Annotated in this window: 13 protein-coding genes; 4 read left to right on the top strand and 9 right to left on the bottom strand. The window is 38.7% G+C overall.

Translation table 11 applies throughout. The features are described from left to right. The first annotated feature begins 10 nt into the window (after positions 1 to 10). Positions 11 to 577, top strand: a complete 567-nt coding sequence (locus tag ACNKXS_RS11575) for a hypothetical protein (protein WP_417920979.1) — start codon at positions 11 to 13, stop codon at positions 575 to 577. Between the two features lie 19 nt (positions 578 to 596). Here the strand turns inward: ACNKXS_RS11575 and ACNKXS_RS11570 are convergent, their stop codons facing one another. Then, the gene (locus tag ACNKXS_RS11570; protein WP_417920978.1) at positions 597 to 1262 is read right to left on the bottom strand and encodes a uracil-DNA glycosylase; all 666 of its coding nucleotides are present in this window, start codon (positions 1260 to 1262) and stop codon (positions 597 to 599) included. A 47-nt stretch (positions 1263 to 1309) separates the two neighbouring features. Between ACNKXS_RS11570 and ACNKXS_RS11565 the strand changes: the two genes are divergently transcribed. Both ACNKXS_RS11565 and ACNKXS_RS11560 read left to right on the top strand, forming a co-directional pair. Further along, positions 1310 to 3496: an endonuclease MutS2 gene (locus ACNKXS_RS11565; protein ID WP_417920977.1), complete on the top strand. Its 2187-nt coding sequence runs from the start codon at positions 1310 to 1312 to the stop codon at positions 3494 to 3496. Between the two features lie 2 nt (positions 3497 to 3498). Further along, positions 3499 to 3912, top strand: coding sequence for a thiol-disulfide oxidoreductase DCC family protein (locus ACNKXS_RS11560; protein ID WP_417920976.1), 414 nt, complete (start codon positions 3499 to 3501; stop codon positions 3910 to 3912). Here ACNKXS_RS11560 and ACNKXS_RS11555 read toward each other — a convergent pair. From ACNKXS_RS11555 to ACNKXS_RS11535, 5 genes are all read right to left on the bottom strand, one after another. Next, positions 3909 to 5228, bottom strand: coding sequence for a dicarboxylate/amino acid:cation symporter (locus ACNKXS_RS11555; protein WP_417920975.1), 1320 nt, complete (start codon positions 5226 to 5228; stop codon positions 3909 to 3911). The two genes, ACNKXS_RS11560 and ACNKXS_RS11555, sit on opposite strands and share 4 nt — an antisense overlap. An 18-nt stretch (positions 5229 to 5246) precedes the next feature. After that, positions 5247 to 6311, bottom strand: a complete 1065-nt coding sequence (aroC, locus tag ACNKXS_RS11550; RefSeq protein ID WP_417920974.1) for a chorismate synthase — start codon at positions 6309 to 6311, stop codon at positions 5247 to 5249. A 122-nt stretch (positions 6312 to 6433) separates the two neighbouring features. After that, positions 6434 to 6820: a response regulator gene (locus tag ACNKXS_RS11545; RefSeq protein WP_417920973.1), complete on the bottom strand. Its 387-nt coding sequence runs from the start codon at positions 6818 to 6820 to the stop codon at positions 6434 to 6436. A gap of 7 nt (positions 6821 to 6827) precedes the next feature. After that, a complete protein-coding gene (locus tag ACNKXS_RS11540) occupies positions 6828 to 8783 on the bottom strand; it encodes an ATP-binding protein (protein WP_417920972.1) in 1956 nt (651 codons plus the stop codon). 109 nt (positions 8784 to 8892) lie between these two features. Further along, positions 8893 to 11808 carry an FAD-binding and (Fe-S)-binding domain-containing protein gene (locus tag ACNKXS_RS11535; RefSeq protein WP_417921251.1) on the bottom strand — a complete coding sequence of 972 codons (2916 nt, stop codon included), beginning with the start codon at positions 11806 to 11808 and terminating at the stop codon, positions 8893 to 8895. Positions 11809 to 11948: 140 nt separating this feature from the next. On the opposite strand from ACNKXS_RS11535, the gene ACNKXS_RS11530 reads away from it, so the two are divergent. Continuing rightward, a complete protein-coding gene (locus ACNKXS_RS11530; RefSeq protein WP_417920971.1) occupies positions 11949 to 12446 on the top strand; it encodes a hypothetical protein in 498 nt (165 codons plus the stop codon). 46 nt (positions 12447 to 12492) lie between these two features. Here ACNKXS_RS11530 and bshA read toward each other — a convergent pair whose 3' ends face one another. From bshA to ACNKXS_RS11515, 3 genes are read right to left on the bottom strand one after another with little or no spacing between them, the layout of a single operon-like run. Beyond that, on the bottom strand, positions 12493 to 13623 hold the full coding sequence (gene bshA, locus ACNKXS_RS11525; protein WP_417920970.1) for an N-acetyl-alpha-D-glucosaminyl L-malate synthase BshA: 1131 nt from the start codon (positions 13621 to 13623) through the stop codon (positions 12493 to 12495). A gap of 3 nt (positions 13624 to 13626) precedes the next feature. Further along, entirely contained in the window at positions 13627 to 16554 is a 2928-nt protein-coding gene (locus ACNKXS_RS11520; RefSeq protein WP_417920969.1) for a glycoside hydrolase family 3 N-terminal domain-containing protein, read from the bottom strand. Then, complete coding sequence (locus ACNKXS_RS11515; protein ID WP_417920968.1) at positions 16554 to 17039, bottom strand: ABC transporter ATPase; 486 nt, start codon at positions 17037 to 17039, stop codon at positions 16554 to 16556. Before ACNKXS_RS11515 ends, ACNKXS_RS11520 begins: the two co-directional genes overlap by 1 nt. Positions 17040 to 17044: the final 5 nt, after the last annotated feature.

Below are 17044 nucleotides of genomic sequence, written 5' to 3'. Positions count from 1 at the left end.
ACTTCTACAAATGAAATTTTTACTTACCTGCTTGCTTTTAGCAGCTACATCTCTGGGTTTTAGCCAGACCAACGACAGTATTTCCAATGCAAATTCAAGGAAATTAGGAAAACAGGAATTAAGTCTGAATGCTTTTAATCTTGTAGCTTTCGGTATTGTGGATATTACCTATGAACGCATAATATCTGAAAATTCTACCTGGGCGATCGAAGCTTTTTACCATCCAAGTAAAGATGATTATTTTAATGATGCTTATTACAAAGAGCTCTCTCTAACTGGTAAATACAAGCATTTCTTTAGTTCGAAATATGCCCGTGGCTTTTACGTTCATGGTTTCGGAATGTTATCCAACGGTGAATATGAAGATGGGTATTACTACGACGCAGGCATTGATGAGTATATTTATGACAATTATGACTATACCGACTTTGCCATAGGATTCGGTCTGGGTGGAAAATTTGTATCTAAGGGAGGCTTTTTATTAGACCTAAGCGGTGGTATTGGAAGAAATTTATTCAGTGACCAATCTCCAACTATCGTTGGTCAGTTTATGGTCAACCTGGGTTATAGATTCTAATTATAATTATTGAGTACACTTACCAGTTAATTGGATTTTTACCTTTTGATTGTAAATACTCATTGGCTTTGCTAAAATGTTTGTTTCCAAACCAGTATCCTCTGTTCGCGCTCAAAGGTGATGGATGACCACTGGTTAGAATTAGATGCTTCGAACTATCGATTAGCTTGGATTTTTTCTTGGCAAAACCACCCCAAAGCATAAAAACAACATTTTCTTTTCTTTGGGATATGAGCCTGATCACTTCATCTGTAAAAATTTCCCAGCCTTTATTTTGGTGGGAACCGGCCTGATGAGCTCTCACGCTTAAGGTTGCATTCAATAAAAGTACACCTTGATCTGCCCATCTTTCGAGATTTCCGCTGGAAGGCGCAGGCATATTCAAATCAGTCTCGATCTCTTTAAAAATATTGATTAGCGAAGGAGGAATCTGGACATTATCACGAACAGAAAAACACAAACCATTCGCCTGCCCTGCTCCATGATATGGATCCTGACCCAGGATAACTACTCTGGTATTATCGAAAGTCGAATGATCAAAAGCAGCGAAAATCTCACTGCCTGGAGGAAAACATTTATGCTCGGTATATTCCTTTTTTACATATTGGATTAAATTTTTAAAATAATCCTTTTCAAATTCAGCATTCAGAACTTTTTTCCAGCTTTGATCTATTCTTACGTTCATGAGAATTGAGTAACTTTGTAGAACCTCAAATGTAGGGAAAAATTGATATGATAAAAATTAGTTCCAGGAGTCTTGATGATTTGGAATTTCCGGTAGTATGCGCACAGGTTAGCGAACTATGCATTACAGGACAGGGAAAAGATAAGGCTCTTAAGATCCAACCATACCCGAGTTTTCAGAAGACCGTTTTTGGACTCGATCAAACCAACGAATTTATTAAGTCCAAAACCCAGGATGAAGCGATCCCGAATCACGGATTCGATAGTATTCAGCCTGAGCTTCAATTACTGGCTATAGAAGAGTCGGTTCTGGAAATTGGAGGTTTCAAAAAGATTTCTTCATTGAATGAAACGGTGAACAATCATCTGAAATTCTTCAGAAAAAACAAGCATCTCTATCCCGCTTTGTCTGAAACTGTTTCGCATCTGGAATATGACCTAAGTCTTGTAGAAAGGGTCAATTCGGTTATTGATAGGTTTGGAGAAATGAAAGATGATGCTTCCACCTATTTACAACAGTTGCGAAGATCGATCAATGCTGTAAAGGGGCAGATAAATTCAAGTTTTAATTCAGCCTTAACTACTTACAACGGTTATGGCTATCTTGACGAGATCAAAGAAAGTGTTGTGGAAAATGTGCGGGTACTCGCTGTAAAATCTATGTATCGCCGTAAGGTAAAAGGTGGAATTATGGGGAATTCCAAAACCGGCAGTATTGTTTATATTCAGCCGGAAGCTACTCATCGATACACCCGGGAACTTAACAATTTAGAATACGAGGAAAAGGAAGAGATTAAGCGTATTTTGAAAGAACTTACAGAATTCACCAGACCCTATCGTGAAGTTCTGGTAGAGCACCAGGATCTTCTAAGTGAAATGGATGTGATCTCTGCGAAGGCCAAGTACGCATATAAGATCGAGGGAATCTTACCAAAGATCACTAAGGATAGAGAATTATTTCTGAAGGATGCCTACCACCCTCTATTACTTCTGAATAATAAGAAAAAGAACGAAAAGACATATCCACAGAGCATTGAACTAGGCGCCGATAACCGAATAATGGTTATTTCAGGTCCGAATGCGGGTGGTAAAAGTATCACTCTTAAGACGGTTGGACTCTTACAGGTAATGCTCCAGAGCGGAATGCTTATCCCGGTTCATGAGTATAGTAGAATGTGCCTGTTCTCCAAAGTTCTTACCGATATAGGTGATAATCAATCTATAGAAAATCACCTTAGTACGTATAGCTACCGACTTAAAAACATGAATTACTTTCTGCGGAAATGTGATGACAAAACATTGTTTCTAATTGACGAATTTGGTACGGGAAGTGACCCAGAACTTGGTGGTGCTTTAGCTGAAACATTTCTGGAGGTTTTTTATGAAAAAGGATCCTTCGGAATACTTACAACACATTACGCTAACCTGAAGAAACTGGCCAATGAATTGCCAGAGATGAGCAATGCGAATATGATGTTCGATAGTCAAACGCTAGAACCAATCTATAAACTTCAGGTTGGAGAAGCAGGAAGCTCCTTTACCTTTGAAGTTGCCCAGAAAAACGGAATTCCATATAGCCTGATTAATCGTTCCAAAAAGAAGGTTGAGCGTGGTAAGATTAGATTTGATCGAAGTATAGCCAACCTTCAGAAGGAGCGTTCTAACCTTAGAAAAACAACCGACAGTCTTAAGACCAAAGAAGAAAAGGCCGCAGCAGAAAAAGAAAAACTGGAAGAAACGAATTCGAGAATTCAGCAGAAATTGGAAAGCTATCAGGAACTGTACGATACCAATCAGCGGATGATCTATCTTGGTCAGAAGGTCAATGATCTAAGTGAAAAATACTTCAGCAATAAGAAAAAGAAAGAGCTTATTGGAGAATTTATAAAGCTAGTGGAAATAGAAAATTCCAAACGAAAAAAAGAAAGCGCCAAGAAACTTAAAGCCAAGAAAAACAAAGAAGAACAGTTGAAAAAGGAGGTTCAGAAAAAAATTGAACCAATTCGGGAAAAGAAAAAGGAAGAGAAGAAAAAAGAAACGCAATTAAAAAAGCAGGAAGCCAATAAATCAAAAGCTAAATTAAAGATTGGTGATCGTGTTCGGCTTGAGGATGGAAAAGCGGTTGGAACGATCGATAAGATAGAAAAAGACAAAGCTCTTGTGAATTATGGTATTTTCACCACTTCGGTAGGAATGGCTCAATTGGAACTCGTACAATCTGCTAAAAAGAAATAGTAATGGAAAATACTTCCAAACATAAGATCATACTGTTTGATGGCGTTTGTAACCTTTGCAATAACGCGGTACAGTTCATAATTAAACATGACCGCAAGGATACATTTAGGTTCGCATCCCTGCAAAGTGAAACCGGGAAAAGGCTCATTGAAGAAAGAGGCTTTGATCCTGAAGACCTGGATTCTATCATGCTTATTGAACCGGGTGTGGCTTATTATAGGAAATCTACTGCAGCCCTGGAAATCTCAAGAGACCTTGATGGAGGATATTCTTTATTGAAAAACTTCTTGTTTCTACCTGAGGGTTTGAGAGATAGCATATACGATTTAGTGGCCAGCAATCGATATAAGTGGTTCGGGAAGAAGGATAACTGTATGATCCCTACTCCCGAACTAAAATCTAAATTTCTGGATTAAACGGTCTCCTCATTTTCAGGATGATAATCATCATCCCAGTCTTTCACATTTGGTGGCCCCATCATATCTACAGATTTCGCTACCAATAACGATACGGCAGCATCTCCGGTTACGTTAACCGTAGTTCTACACATATCCAACGGTCTGTCCACTGCAAATATTAAAGCCAGTCCTGCTTCAGGAATTCCAGCTTGTGCAAGTACAATTACCAGCATTACCATTCCGGCTCCCGGCACTGCCGCTGAGCCAATGGATGCCAATGTAGCTGTTGCGATGATTCCCAATTGGGCGCCTAGTGATAGGTCCATCCCGAATGCCTGTGCGATAAATACGGCGGCGACCGCCTGGTAAAGACTCGTACCATCCATATTGATTGTAGCACCAATTGGAAGCACGAAACTAGTAACCTCCTTATTTACACCCATGTGTTCTTCTACCCTTTCCATCGTAACAGGAAGCGTGGCAGCACTGGAACTTGTAGAGAAAGCAAGTAATTGAGCAGGCCCGATTCCGTTAAGGAAAAATGATGGTGTATTCTTCGTAAAGATCCATACCAGTAAAATATATACTCCTATCATAAGAGCTAAACCTAGCAGTACAGTGAGTGCATACATAGCCAGAGCCGCAAAGAGATCTGCACTTGGTGATTCTACAACAAGTGCTGCCAGTAAAGCAAATACACCATATGGTGCAGTTAGCATGATAAGGTCGATCATTTTTAAAATGACTTCATTAAAGCCATCAAAGAAATCCTTAACTGGTTTCGCTGTTTTTTCAGGAATAAGGATGAGTCCCAGTCCAAAGAATATGGCGAAAAATATAACCTGAAGCATGTTCCCGTTATCGCTGGCCGCACCAAAAATATTACTTGGCACTAAATCTTCCAGAGCTTGTAAAGGTCCCGCATCTTTTTGCTTTTGGGCATCTGTGATTCTAACCGAAGCATCCCCTTCATAGCTGGCAATTAGATCACTACGCGTTTCTTCAGAAATCGCTTTACCAGGCGCAATAAGGTTTACCATGAGCAATCCTATGGAAACTGCGATCACGGTTGTAATTACATAGGTCGCAATGGTTCTGGTTCCCATCTTGGACAACTTTGAAATATCTTTAAGATCGGAGATCCCCTTGATAAGCGAGGCAAGAATCAATGGCACTGCAATTAACTTAAGTGCATTGATAAATATGTTCCCGAAAGGTTTGATCCAATCCCCTGTAAATTCTGGTCCCCAACTAAAATTAGTCATGATAAGTCCAAAAATGACACCAGCGGCCATTCCTAAAAGTATCTGCCAGTGCAACGCGAGTTTTTTCATATACCTAATGTTCTGCTATTAAATTTTTGATGATTTATTCTGAAGAAAATAGTCGGCCATAACAATTGCGGCCATGGCTTCTACGATGGGCACTGCTCTGGGCACAACACATGGATCATGCCTTCCTTTCCCTTGCATATCCACCTGCTCTCCTTTGGAATTGATCGTTTGTTGCTTTTGCATTAATGTTGCAACAGGTTTAAAAGCTACTCTGAAGTAAATATCCATCCCATTGCTAATTCCTCCCTGGATACCGCCACTTAAATTAGTCTTCGTAGAACCATCCTGGTTGAACTGGTCGTTGTGTTCGCTACCTTTCATGGTAGTTCCGGCAAAACCGCTGCCGTATTCAAAACCCTTTACAGCGTTGATGGAAAGCATCGCTTTACCAAGTTCAGCATGTAATTTATCAAAAACAGGTTCACCCAGACCTTTAGGGACATTCCGGATAACACAATCAACGATTCCACCAACGGTATCACCGCTCGAGCGAATTTCCTTGATGTAAGTCTCCATTTCTTTAGCCTTGGCAGGATCTGGACAACGCACTGGATTTTTTTCAACTTCTGAAAAGTCCAGTTCCTGATATTTTTTATTTAGTTCAATATGACCTACAGTAGAAACATAGGCATTAAATTGAAGAGAACTTAATAGCTGTTTGGCAATACTGCCTGCAACAACCCTACATGCCGTCTCTCTGGCCGAAGATCTTCCACCGCCACGGTAATCGCGAACACCATACTTTTCGTCATAGGTATAGTCGGCATGAGAAGGCCTGTAAGTATCTTTTATATGAGAATAATCCTTAGATTTTTGATTCGCATTTTTAATTATGAATCCAATAGGTGTACCGGTTGACTGGCCTTCGAAAATTCCTGACAGAAATTCTACAGTGTCAGGCTCCTTACGCTGAGTCACGATTGCAGATTGCCCGGGACGTCTTCTATCCAGGTCTTGCTGTATCTTCTCGAGATCTATCTTAACTCCTGCAGGACATCCATCAATCACACCACCAATAGCGACACCATGAGATTCACCAAACGTAGTTAATCTGAAAAGTGTGCCTATAGAATTTCCTGCCATTTATTCGATTTTGAACAAATGTAATTTTTTAAGAACATATTTGAAAGTGGAATCCTATATATTCCCAATGCAGGCAAAGGCTAATGTTTAATTTAGAATTATATTACTTAATTCATGAATTTCTAGGATCTTGCAGACTTTCCGTCTTTATCTCTCGCAAGAACTTCAGACACTCTGTTTAAAAGAGTCTCCATATCGAATGGCTTTGGGATAAATTCAACGGCACCTACAGATTTACAAAGGTCACCTACATTGTGCAATGCAGACATCATAATGATTGGTACATGAGCGACTTCTTCGTCTGCTTTTAGTTCTGCACACACATCTGTTCCATCTACACCAGATATAAGTTTATCCAGAAGTATTAGTTCTATATCATGCTGCAAGATATTCTCTTTAGTAAGCTTAGGTTGCTGAGATACAGTCACTTTATGATCTGAAAATTCGAGTATATCTTTAAGCATTAATCCTATAGTTTGATCGTCATCTACGATTAAGATTCTAGCCATTTTTCAATTATTTTAGGGGTAATATAAAAGTAAATTCTGAACCTTTACCAGGTTCACTTTTCACAACAATCTTTCCTTGATGTTTTTCTATAATCTCATTTGATAGATACAGTCCTATTCCGAAGCCTTCATAAGTTTCATCTTTATTTCCAGAGACTCTGTAGAAACGTTTAAAAATTTGTTGTTGTTCCTGCAAAGCAATACCAATTCCATAATCTTTAACACTTACCGCTGCTTGATTTTCATCAGTCTTAAAAATCCTTATGGATACTTTCTTAGCGTCTGGAGAATATTTTACAGCATTCGTAATAAGATTAGTTATAACCTGCCCAATTCTCTCTCGATCAGCATTTACAGATATTTGGTCCACGTGATTAATATCAATTTGCATTTCGCGATATGAAAAAGAAAGATCTTCAACTACCGTTTCGATCTGTTCATTTAATTGAAAATCGCTGAGCTCCAGAATTAGTTCATTTTGTTCAATTCGACTTAAATCGAGCATTTCAGATATTAACCGGATAAGTCTTTCGATCTGGCTTTCTATTCTATGTAAATATGGTTTAACAGGAATATTCTTAGAATCTGTCTCTACATTCTCAGGCAATATAGATTGTAGCAATTGTATGTAGCCTTTAATGGAAGTAACGGGAGTCTTGAGTTCATGGCTTACCAGCTTTAGAAAACTTTCCTTTCGCTTCTCATCATCTTTTAATTTCTGAATTTCAGTACTGGAGGTTAGCCATGAGTAAATTTTACCGTCTACATCCTTTAAAGGATTGCTACGACAGAGATGCCACAAGTAATCGCCTTTTTTATTCAGAAGCCTAATTTCAGTCTCTAAAGGCTCACCATTACTCAAATGTTGCGCTACTTCCTTGGAAACTCTTTCTTTATCTTCGGGATGAATAATATCCAACCACGGTCTTTCCAAAAATTCATTCAAGTTTAGTCCAACATAATCTAACCAACTCTGATTGTAAAATTTGACCTTAGAATCCAGTCCAGCTATACTAATTTTATGAGGCATAAAATTAACGAGCTGTCTAAAATCAGACTCACTTTTTTTGATTTGTTCATTCAGTAATGCCTGTTTAGTTACATCACTCGAGATATTTGCCACGCCAATAATATTACCTTTACTATCTCTTTGTGGTTGATATAGGATATCAAAATATCTTTCTTCTATAACTCCGTCAATATTTAAGGTTATAGGTTTTTCAACGGCATGAAAAGGTTCACCGGTAGAATAAACCCGGTTTAATAAATCCACCAAACCTTGGTCTTCAATCTCTGGTAAGATCTCCACAATAGGTTTCCCAATTACTTCTTTTCCCTTCCCCCATACTTTAACAATAGCATCGTTGGCCATATCTACCACATGATCTGGTCCATGAAATATCGCTATCAAACTTGTTGTAGAATAAAATAAATCACGGAATTGCTGCTGGCTCTTCTTTAAATTATTCTGAGCTATTTTTCTTTTGGTTATATTTTCAATACTTAGTAATATAAAATTACTATCAGTCCCGGATAACTGTATTTCACTAGCATTTAGAAGCAAGTGCTTTTCTGTACCACCATTGCCTTCTACCTGCATCTCGAAATTTGTCATTTTGCTATTTGAAGGTAAAATTGTTTCCAGTACAGTTTTGAGCTGCGGAATATCCCACTGAGCAGCCTTTACTTCATAAATTAAAGTATCCTGAACTTCTTCAGAAGATATTTTGAATGTCTTAAGAAAGTATTTATTTGCAAATACAACTTTAAGCTTATCATCAAGGATTACCAGAGGATGATGAATGTTATCTATAACCGATTCCTTTAAATCAAATATATTATTAGATAGAGATCTATTAGTTTTTGCTTCAAACTTAATATTTGCAGTCTCTAATTCATCTATTTTCTCATTGGCCCGTTGTAAGTCTTCTTCGAGTTGCTTAATTCGCATTTCTTTATCCATTGACATACCGTATTCGAAGCTCTTATTAGTTTTAATTTAGAGGGCTAAATTTAATGTTTTGAAAGTCCTGGAATTACAATTAATAAAGCATTAACAAAACTTTGCGTCTTTAGGCAAGCGCCTTGTATAAAATACTTACCGGGTGTTGTGCTATTCTTCCAGTGCCATCTTTAATTTGGTGTCTACAGCTGGTTCCGTTGGCAGATATGATCGTGCTTTCATTACTCTTTCGAATAGCCGGAAATAAAGAATTCTCCCCTATTCGCATACTGATCTCGTAATGTTCTTTTTCATAACCGAAAGATCCAGCCATACCACAACATCCTGATGGAATGATGGTTACTTTATAGTTTTCGGGAATATTAAGAATATCAAAAGTTCGGGAGGTATTGGATAAGGCTTTTTGGTGACAGTGTCCATGAATTTTAATAACTGCTGCCTGATTTGTGAATTGTTCCTTTCTAATATTACCTACTGCAAGCTCCTGTTTCAGAAATTCTTCAATAATAAAGCAATTCTCAGAAAGCTCATTAGCAGATTTCTTATCATCTGCCAGTCGTAGGTACTCATCTCTAAAGCTTAAGATCGCAGAAGGTTCCACTCCAAGCAATGGAGTTTCCTTATTTATTAAGGGATTAAATATTCTTATATTCTCATTGGCCAGATTCTTTGCTTCAGCCAGAAAACCTTTGGAAAGGTAACTCCTTCCGCTTTCAGGATGGTCAATCATTATCACCTGGTAGCCTAACCGACTTAATAATTTGAGCGCATCAATACCAACTTCTACATCGAGATAATTTGTAAATTCATCATTAAATAGATAAACAGTTCTAACAGGATCCTGAACTTTGAGCTTCTCTTTATTAGTCAGATAATACTTTTTGAGCGTAGTCTTTCCAATTGCTGGAAGTTCTCTTTCTACCGCTACCCCAAGTAATTCTTTTGCTATTCTGGAAGTAAATTTGTTCTGCATTACAAATCGCGATAGACCAGGAACTTTAGATGCCATAGCGTTTTGCTTCGTGATACCCGCAAAAGTTCGATCCCTTAAGCTAGGTTTGTTCGATTTGTAATATTGAAATTGAAATTCAGCTTTAAGAGCTGCCATATCCACATTGGACGGACATTCACTTTTACATCCTTTACAGCTAATACATAGATCCAACACTTCCTTCAGTTCTGGATGATCAAACCTGTTCTCCCTATCTGAATTTGTAAGAAATTCCCTTAAAGCATTTGCACGAGCCCTGGTGGTATCTTTTTCATCTCTGGTCGCCCTGTAACTTGGACACATGGTTCCTCCGGCTTCTACCGACTTTCGGCAATCACCACTCCCGTTACATTTTTCGGCCAGTTTAAGGACACCTTCAGCATCAGAAAAATCCATGATGGTTTCGATCTCGGGTTCTTTACGATCTGGAACATATCTAAGAGAAGTATCCATAGCAGGTGCATCCACGATCTTACCTTTATTAAAGATATTATCTGGATCGAAAGCAAACTTTAGATCCTTCAGCAGAGAATACACTTTTTCACCATACATAAGTTCAATAAATTCTGCCCTTAACCTTCCATCGCCATGTTCTCCACTAAGAGAACCTTTATATTTTTTAACCAGTTTCGCTACATCCAGCGTAATACTTCGGAATAAACCAACGTCTTCAGATTTTTTCAGATTCAGAATAGGACGTAAGTGAATCTCTCCGGCACCAGCATGGGCATAATAAACGGCTTGCTGATCATAATTTTTCATGATCTGTGTAAACTCCGCAATATAATCTGCCAGTACCGGGATGGCAACAGCTGTATCTTCAATACATGCAACAGCTTTGCGGTCGCCCTTCATATTACCCAATAGTCCCAATCCAGCTTTCCGAAGATCCAGAGCAAGGTCAATTTGATCACCATAAAGAACGGGAAAAGCATAACCAAGATTGGAACTTTTAAGTGTACCCATCAAAGCTTCCAGATGCTTCTCAAGTGCTTCCTGTGTTTCTGCGCGTAACTCAAGCATCAGGATAGCCTCAGGATCATCTTCTATAAAGAATCTATTCTCACGATATTTTAAATTATCACTGGTGCAGTCGAGAATGATCTTATCCATCATCTCACAGGTAAATAGCGAATGCTCCATAGCTGGAACTACCGCTTGCATACAGACATCTATAGAACGAAAATGCACTGCTATCATCGCCTTTTCTGAAGGAGGTAGAATATCCAGCTTTAGCGTTATTTCAGTAATAAAAGCCAGGGTTCCTTCACTACCTGCAATAAGGTCGCAGATATTCAGTTTTCTTTCTGAATGCGAGAATATTTCAGTATGCAACAACTCATCCAGGGCATAGCCTGTATTTCGCCTATGCAGTTCCATAGGAGGGAAATTGCTATTGATCGCTTCTTTGTTTTCTTCTGAATTAAGTATATCCTGGATCTTACGATAAATATCACCCTCCAGTCCCTTGATCTTTAATTTTTTCTGAAATTCAATTTTTGTAAGATCTCTAAACTCAACTTCACTTCCATCACTTAACAGTGCTTTGATTGATTTGATCCTATCCCGGGTTGTACCATACCTGATTGAAGTTGTTCCACTGGAATTGTTGCCTACCATCCCTCCTATCATACAGCGGTTAGAAGTCGAAGTATTAGGCCCAAAGAAAAGACCATGCTTATAGAGTTTACGGTTGAGATCATCCCGAATCACTCCAGGTTGAAGAGTTACTGTCTTCCTTTCGGGGTCGATATTTATAATATCTGTAAAATGACGCGACACATCTACTACTATCCCATTACCAGTGCATTGCCCAGCCAATGAAGTTCCAGCAGTCCTCGGGATCAAAGTAATTTTATTTTCCCTGGCGAATCTTATAAGTCTAATAAGATCTTGCTTCGACTTTGGTATGCTTACAGCTAGTGGAATTTCTCGATAAACAGAAGCATCGGTCGCGTAAATAGTTTTCCAGAGCTCATCATGGTATAGCTCTCCTTCTAAATCTTTGGCAAGTTGCAGCAGGGAATTCTTCATTTTCATACTCAAATTTAGGAAGTTTCAGTTTACCTACTTAACAGAATCTTAATTAATATTAACAATACATTTACTAGCCTGGACGTTCTCATATTGGTAAACGGCATAAATTTGCGAGGATGAATTTAAAACAATCAAACATGAAAAAAGTAGTTCTATTTGCAGCTTTTATTTTTGGAGCTGTATTTTTGAATGAGGCCAATGCACAGCAGATATCTCAAAACGCACTTGGTTTAAGAGTAGGTGATGGTGGAGGATTTGGCGCCGAGGTTTCATATCAGAGAGCAACAAGTGAGAACAACAGGTTAGAGTTCGATCTTGGATGGAGAAATGACAGCAATTACGATGCTATCAAGCTTGTTGGATTGTACCAATGGGTATGGAACATTGACGGAGGTTTTAACTGGTACGCAGGTGCTGGTGCGGGACTTGGTAATTACGATGACAACCGTAGAGGTGATATAGATCGTAATGATGGTGTTTTTGCTTTGCTGGCTGGTAACGTAGGGATCGAATATAATTTTGATTTCCCGCTATTGTTATCATTAGATTTCAGACCTGAAATTGGATTTTCAGACTATGATGATCACGATGATTTCACACCAGATATCGCTTTAGGTATTAGATATCAATTCTAATTGAGTAGAAGATAAAAAGAAAATAGGAGCCAATTGGCTCCTTTTTTTATGCTTTAATCAGTGCTTTCTTATACAGCTCTTCGTACCTGGGAACGATCATATTTATATCAAAATCCCTTGCTGTTTCTCCAGCCTGCCTTTTAAACTTCCGTAGAACTTCTTCTGTTTCTAAAATTGAAATAGCACTGTTAGCCATTGCAGATACATCACCTACGTCATGAAGATAACCTGAGAAATCATCTTTATTCACTTCTGGCAAACCTCCAGTGTTAGAGGATATTACAGGGACAGAGTGAACCATTGCTTCAAGTGCAGCCAATCCAAAACTCTCAGTTTCAGAAGGTAGAAGGAACAGATCTGAAAAGCACAGGATCTTATCAATTTCATTACTTTGCCCCAGGAATAATACTTTGTCTCTCATGCCCAGATCGCGAACCAGTTTTTCCGCTGTTTCTCTTTCCGGACCTTCACCTACCATCATTAAACGGGCACTAACAGATTTCTGAATTTCAAAGAAAATCTTCACGACATCATCAACCCTTTTCACTTTCCGAAAGTTACTTACATGTGTGATAATTTTTTCATCAGATTGCGCCATCAATTCTCTCTGGCAGTCTGTAAATGTTTTCTTCTGAAATTTAGATACATCAATAAAGTTAGGAATAACTTCAATATCTGTCTTGACGTCAAAGTGCCTTAGGGTGTCGTCTTTTAAGCTTTCTGAAACAGAAGTAACATAATCACTTTTATTGATACTGAAGGTTACAGCAGGCTTATAAAATGGATGATTTCCAACCAGGGTGATATCTGTTCCATGCAAAGTCGTCACCATAGGGATTTCGATTCCTTCTTCAGCCAGCATCTTTTTAGCCATATAACCAGCATAGGCATGAGGGATCGCGTAATGAACATGAAGAAGTTCTATGCCGTAGTTTTTTATAACATTTACCAGTTTACTACTTAAAGCAAGCTCATAGGGTTGGTAATGAAATAACGGATATTCCGGAACGTTCACTTCATGAAACCTGATATGACTGGAAATTGTCTCCAACCTTACCGGCTGTTTATAGGTAACAAAATGAACTTCATGACCACGTCTGGATAGCGCTAAGCCTAACTCGGTGGCTACTACTCCGCTACCACCAAAAGTAGGATAACAAACAATTGCAATTTTCATTAATTAAAAATCTATAGATTCGTAAATCACTTTCTGGATCTCAGACCGGATATCTTCCCTGATGAGTTTCCTGTTCGTTGAATCAGGAAAAGTTCTGTTTGATAAAAATACATAAACTATCTCTTCTTCAGGATCGGCCCAGGCGAATGTTCCTGTGAATCCGCTATGTCCAAAGCTTTTCATAGACAAGCAGTTACAGGTTGGCCCTGAAGATCCAAGCTGTGGTTTGTCGAAACCTACGCCTCGTCTTACATTCTGTTCACAATAATAGCAGGTATTATATTTCTCAACAGTTTCTTCACGTAAATATTTCTTCCCGCCATAAGAACCACCATTTAAATAGGTTTGCATTAATTTAGCGACATCATTTGCAGTACTAAACAAACCTGCGTGGCCTCCAATTCCACCTTGCATCGCAGCACCCTGGTCATGAACATATCCACGAACAACCTGCCTTCTCCATAATTGATCATTCTCAGTAGGCGCTATTTGCAGGCTATCAAACCTAGTTTTGGGTAAATACCCAGTGTAATTAGCACCCAGAGATTTATAAAAATGTTCCTGTGTAATATTTTGAAGCGAAGAGTCGTAGTAGCTCTCCAGGTAATATTTTAATAGATAATATGGTAGATCACTATATTTATAAGACCTCGTTTTCTCAAGATCGCTAAGTCTGATCGTATTAATAATAGTGTCACCAATATCTTTTCTTATAAACATATTGTCTGCAACCTGAGTATTGTAAGTTTCAGAAGGTAAAGTGTTATAATAATTGGCAGAAAGCCCCTTAGTTTCAGAATCAAGGGTAGAAATATAAAAAGGGATCCAGGCTTGCAATCGAGCATAATGCATCAACATATCCTGCAATTTGATATTGGATTTATTCGAACCTTTTAAAGAAGGAAGTAATTCCCCAAGCGTGGTATCAAAATCAAGAACTTCTTTCTCATCCAATTCCATGACCAGCGGTAAAGTTGCCAGGATCTTGGTAAGAGATGCCAGATCGTAAACCGTAGTATCGGTCACAGGCAACTCTTCTTCATAAGTTTGATAACCAAAATTCTTCTGGTATATCACTTTTCCCTGCCGGGCAACGAGTATCTGTGCTCCCGGGGTCATTTTTTCTGAAATAGCATAATTAATAATACTATCAATCTTCTGAAGTTTATGGGAATTCATTCCAACGCTTTCCGGAGTTCCATAAGCTAAGCGACCAACATTTTTGGTGTTAAAACCGGTTCCTGCTGGAAATTCATTCTGGATGCTAACCGGAAGACGACCTTTCGCCTGAGCTGCTCCAAAAATTATCTGACCCACCTTTTTCTGAGCCAGGGGATGATTCTGGTAACCAATTAGGATCCCTTCAATATTTGTAAAGCTTTTTACATCGAGTAGTGCGTAAGGTCTAGCGAATAGTGCCAGGATCGTTTTATTTTTACGGGCAATCTCATGTAACCATACCAATTCGTTATTTGAAAATTTATAGGAAGCCCACGGACTGCTATTCGATTTGTGGAAACCAATGATCACACGATCATATTCTTCCAGTTTGTCAAGTAGCGAGGCCAACTTATCTGCCTGAACCCAATCTACTTTCGCATATTTCTTTAGCTGCTGAAGAAAAACACTACCATCGTCATCCCCAAAATTCACATAGGCAATCTTCTCTTCTGAAAGATCTCTAACCGGAACTACAGCCTTATTGTTTTTGATCAGCGTTGCAGCGTTTTCATAGAGCTCTTCCAGTAAAGCTTCGTCACGTGAAGTATATAATTCTTCTATCAGGAAATTTGTACTAACCGGTTTAAATTCATGAAGACCAGCTTTATACTTAGCGTATAATATTTTCTTTACTGAAAGTGCCAATCGGTTTTCACTAATAGTACCATCATTTACTGCATCCATGATACTTTGAGAAGCTCTGCTAACGTCTTCACTCATTAAGAGGATATCGTTCCCCGCACGAAAGGCATCAAGATCCACTTCTCCTGGTTCCATATTTCTCGAAACACCTTTCATGTCAAGTGCATCAGTAAAAATAAGACCATTAAAGCCAAGCTCTTTCTTCAATATATCTGTGATAATATCTTTTGATAATGAGGCAGGTTTACCATCTGTAGGCTCTAGGTCAGGTACATTAAGATGTGCTACCATGATACTACTAAGCCCTTCAGGAATTAATTTTTTATAAGGATAAAGTTCTACACGTTCGATCCTTTCCGCAGAGAAATTGATCGTTGGCAACGTCTTATGCGAATCTGAGTCTGTATCGCCATGACCTGGAAAATGTTTTGCGCTACTGAGCGCTCCCTCTCGGTGCATACCACGCATAAACGCAAGAGATTTTTCAGTGACATTAAATTTATCTTCTCCAAACGACCTGTTTCCTATAATTGGATTGTCTGGGTTGGTATTAATATCCACTACAGGAGCAAAGTTAAAGTGCACCCCCAATCTCCTGGTTTGTTTCGAAATAGCCGCACCAGCTTCCTCAACCAGTTGATTATCCTGTATAGCACCAAGAGTCATATTCCATGGCAAGGCAAAAGTGCTGTCAAGTCGCATGGCAAGCCCCCATTCGGCATCCATACCAATTAGCAATGGAACTTTAGACATCTTCTGAAACTCATTGGTCAACTGAGCCTGTTTAACCGGACCTCCTTTGGAAAAAATAAGTCCGCCAATATGATTTTCAGCAATAAGCTTACGAATAGTATCGGCTTCGTTATCATTTTTAGACCAGATACTTGCCATGAATAGCTGCCCCACTCTTTCCTTAAGATTCATAGAGTCATACGTACTATCCACCCAATGCTTTTGAGCAGCATGATCTTTGGTGAACAATGGGTTTTTTACCTGGGAGAAAGCACTAAGACTGCAAAACAAAAAGAGTAAAAGTGGTAATTTGAGGGACAGGGTTCTCAATTTCATTATTTCATGAAGCGTTTATGCCAGCTCTCAGAAGCAGGTACTTCCCATTCTGTTAGATATTCGGCTTTTGTATTAACGAGATTATTGAATACGATCGTATTCATGGACACCGCTTTATCCTTAGCCATTTTTCTAAAATCGGTAAGTGTTTTATAAGCAACGAATTCTCCCTGTTTATAGGATACATTCATTTTATCGAGAAGATCCACATTGTAATCTTTCTCCAGTTGTTGAATAAATTGCACGGAAGAATCGATGGAACAACCTGTTGCAGCATTCAATTTCTGATCCAGGGCTATTGTAATAAATCTTTTGTACTTGATATCGTAGGAAGCCCTAAGATCTCCTCCGTGTGCCGTCCATCTTTCAATGAACTGGTCTAATCTTGATGAGATCTCCTGTAATTCATCTTCTGTAAAAGATCTATTTGCCTGATAAATCCAAACTCTTGAATCTTCTGAAAGGCTATCAAATGGTACTAACATAGGCT

This window comes from Christiangramia marina (assembly GCF_048285865.1).
Lineage (GTDB): Bacteria > Bacteroidota > Bacteroidia > Flavobacteriales > Flavobacteriaceae > Christiangramia > Christiangramia marina.
Note: the sequence above shows the minus strand (reverse complement) of the source record. Positions and strands in the feature narration are given on the sequence as shown.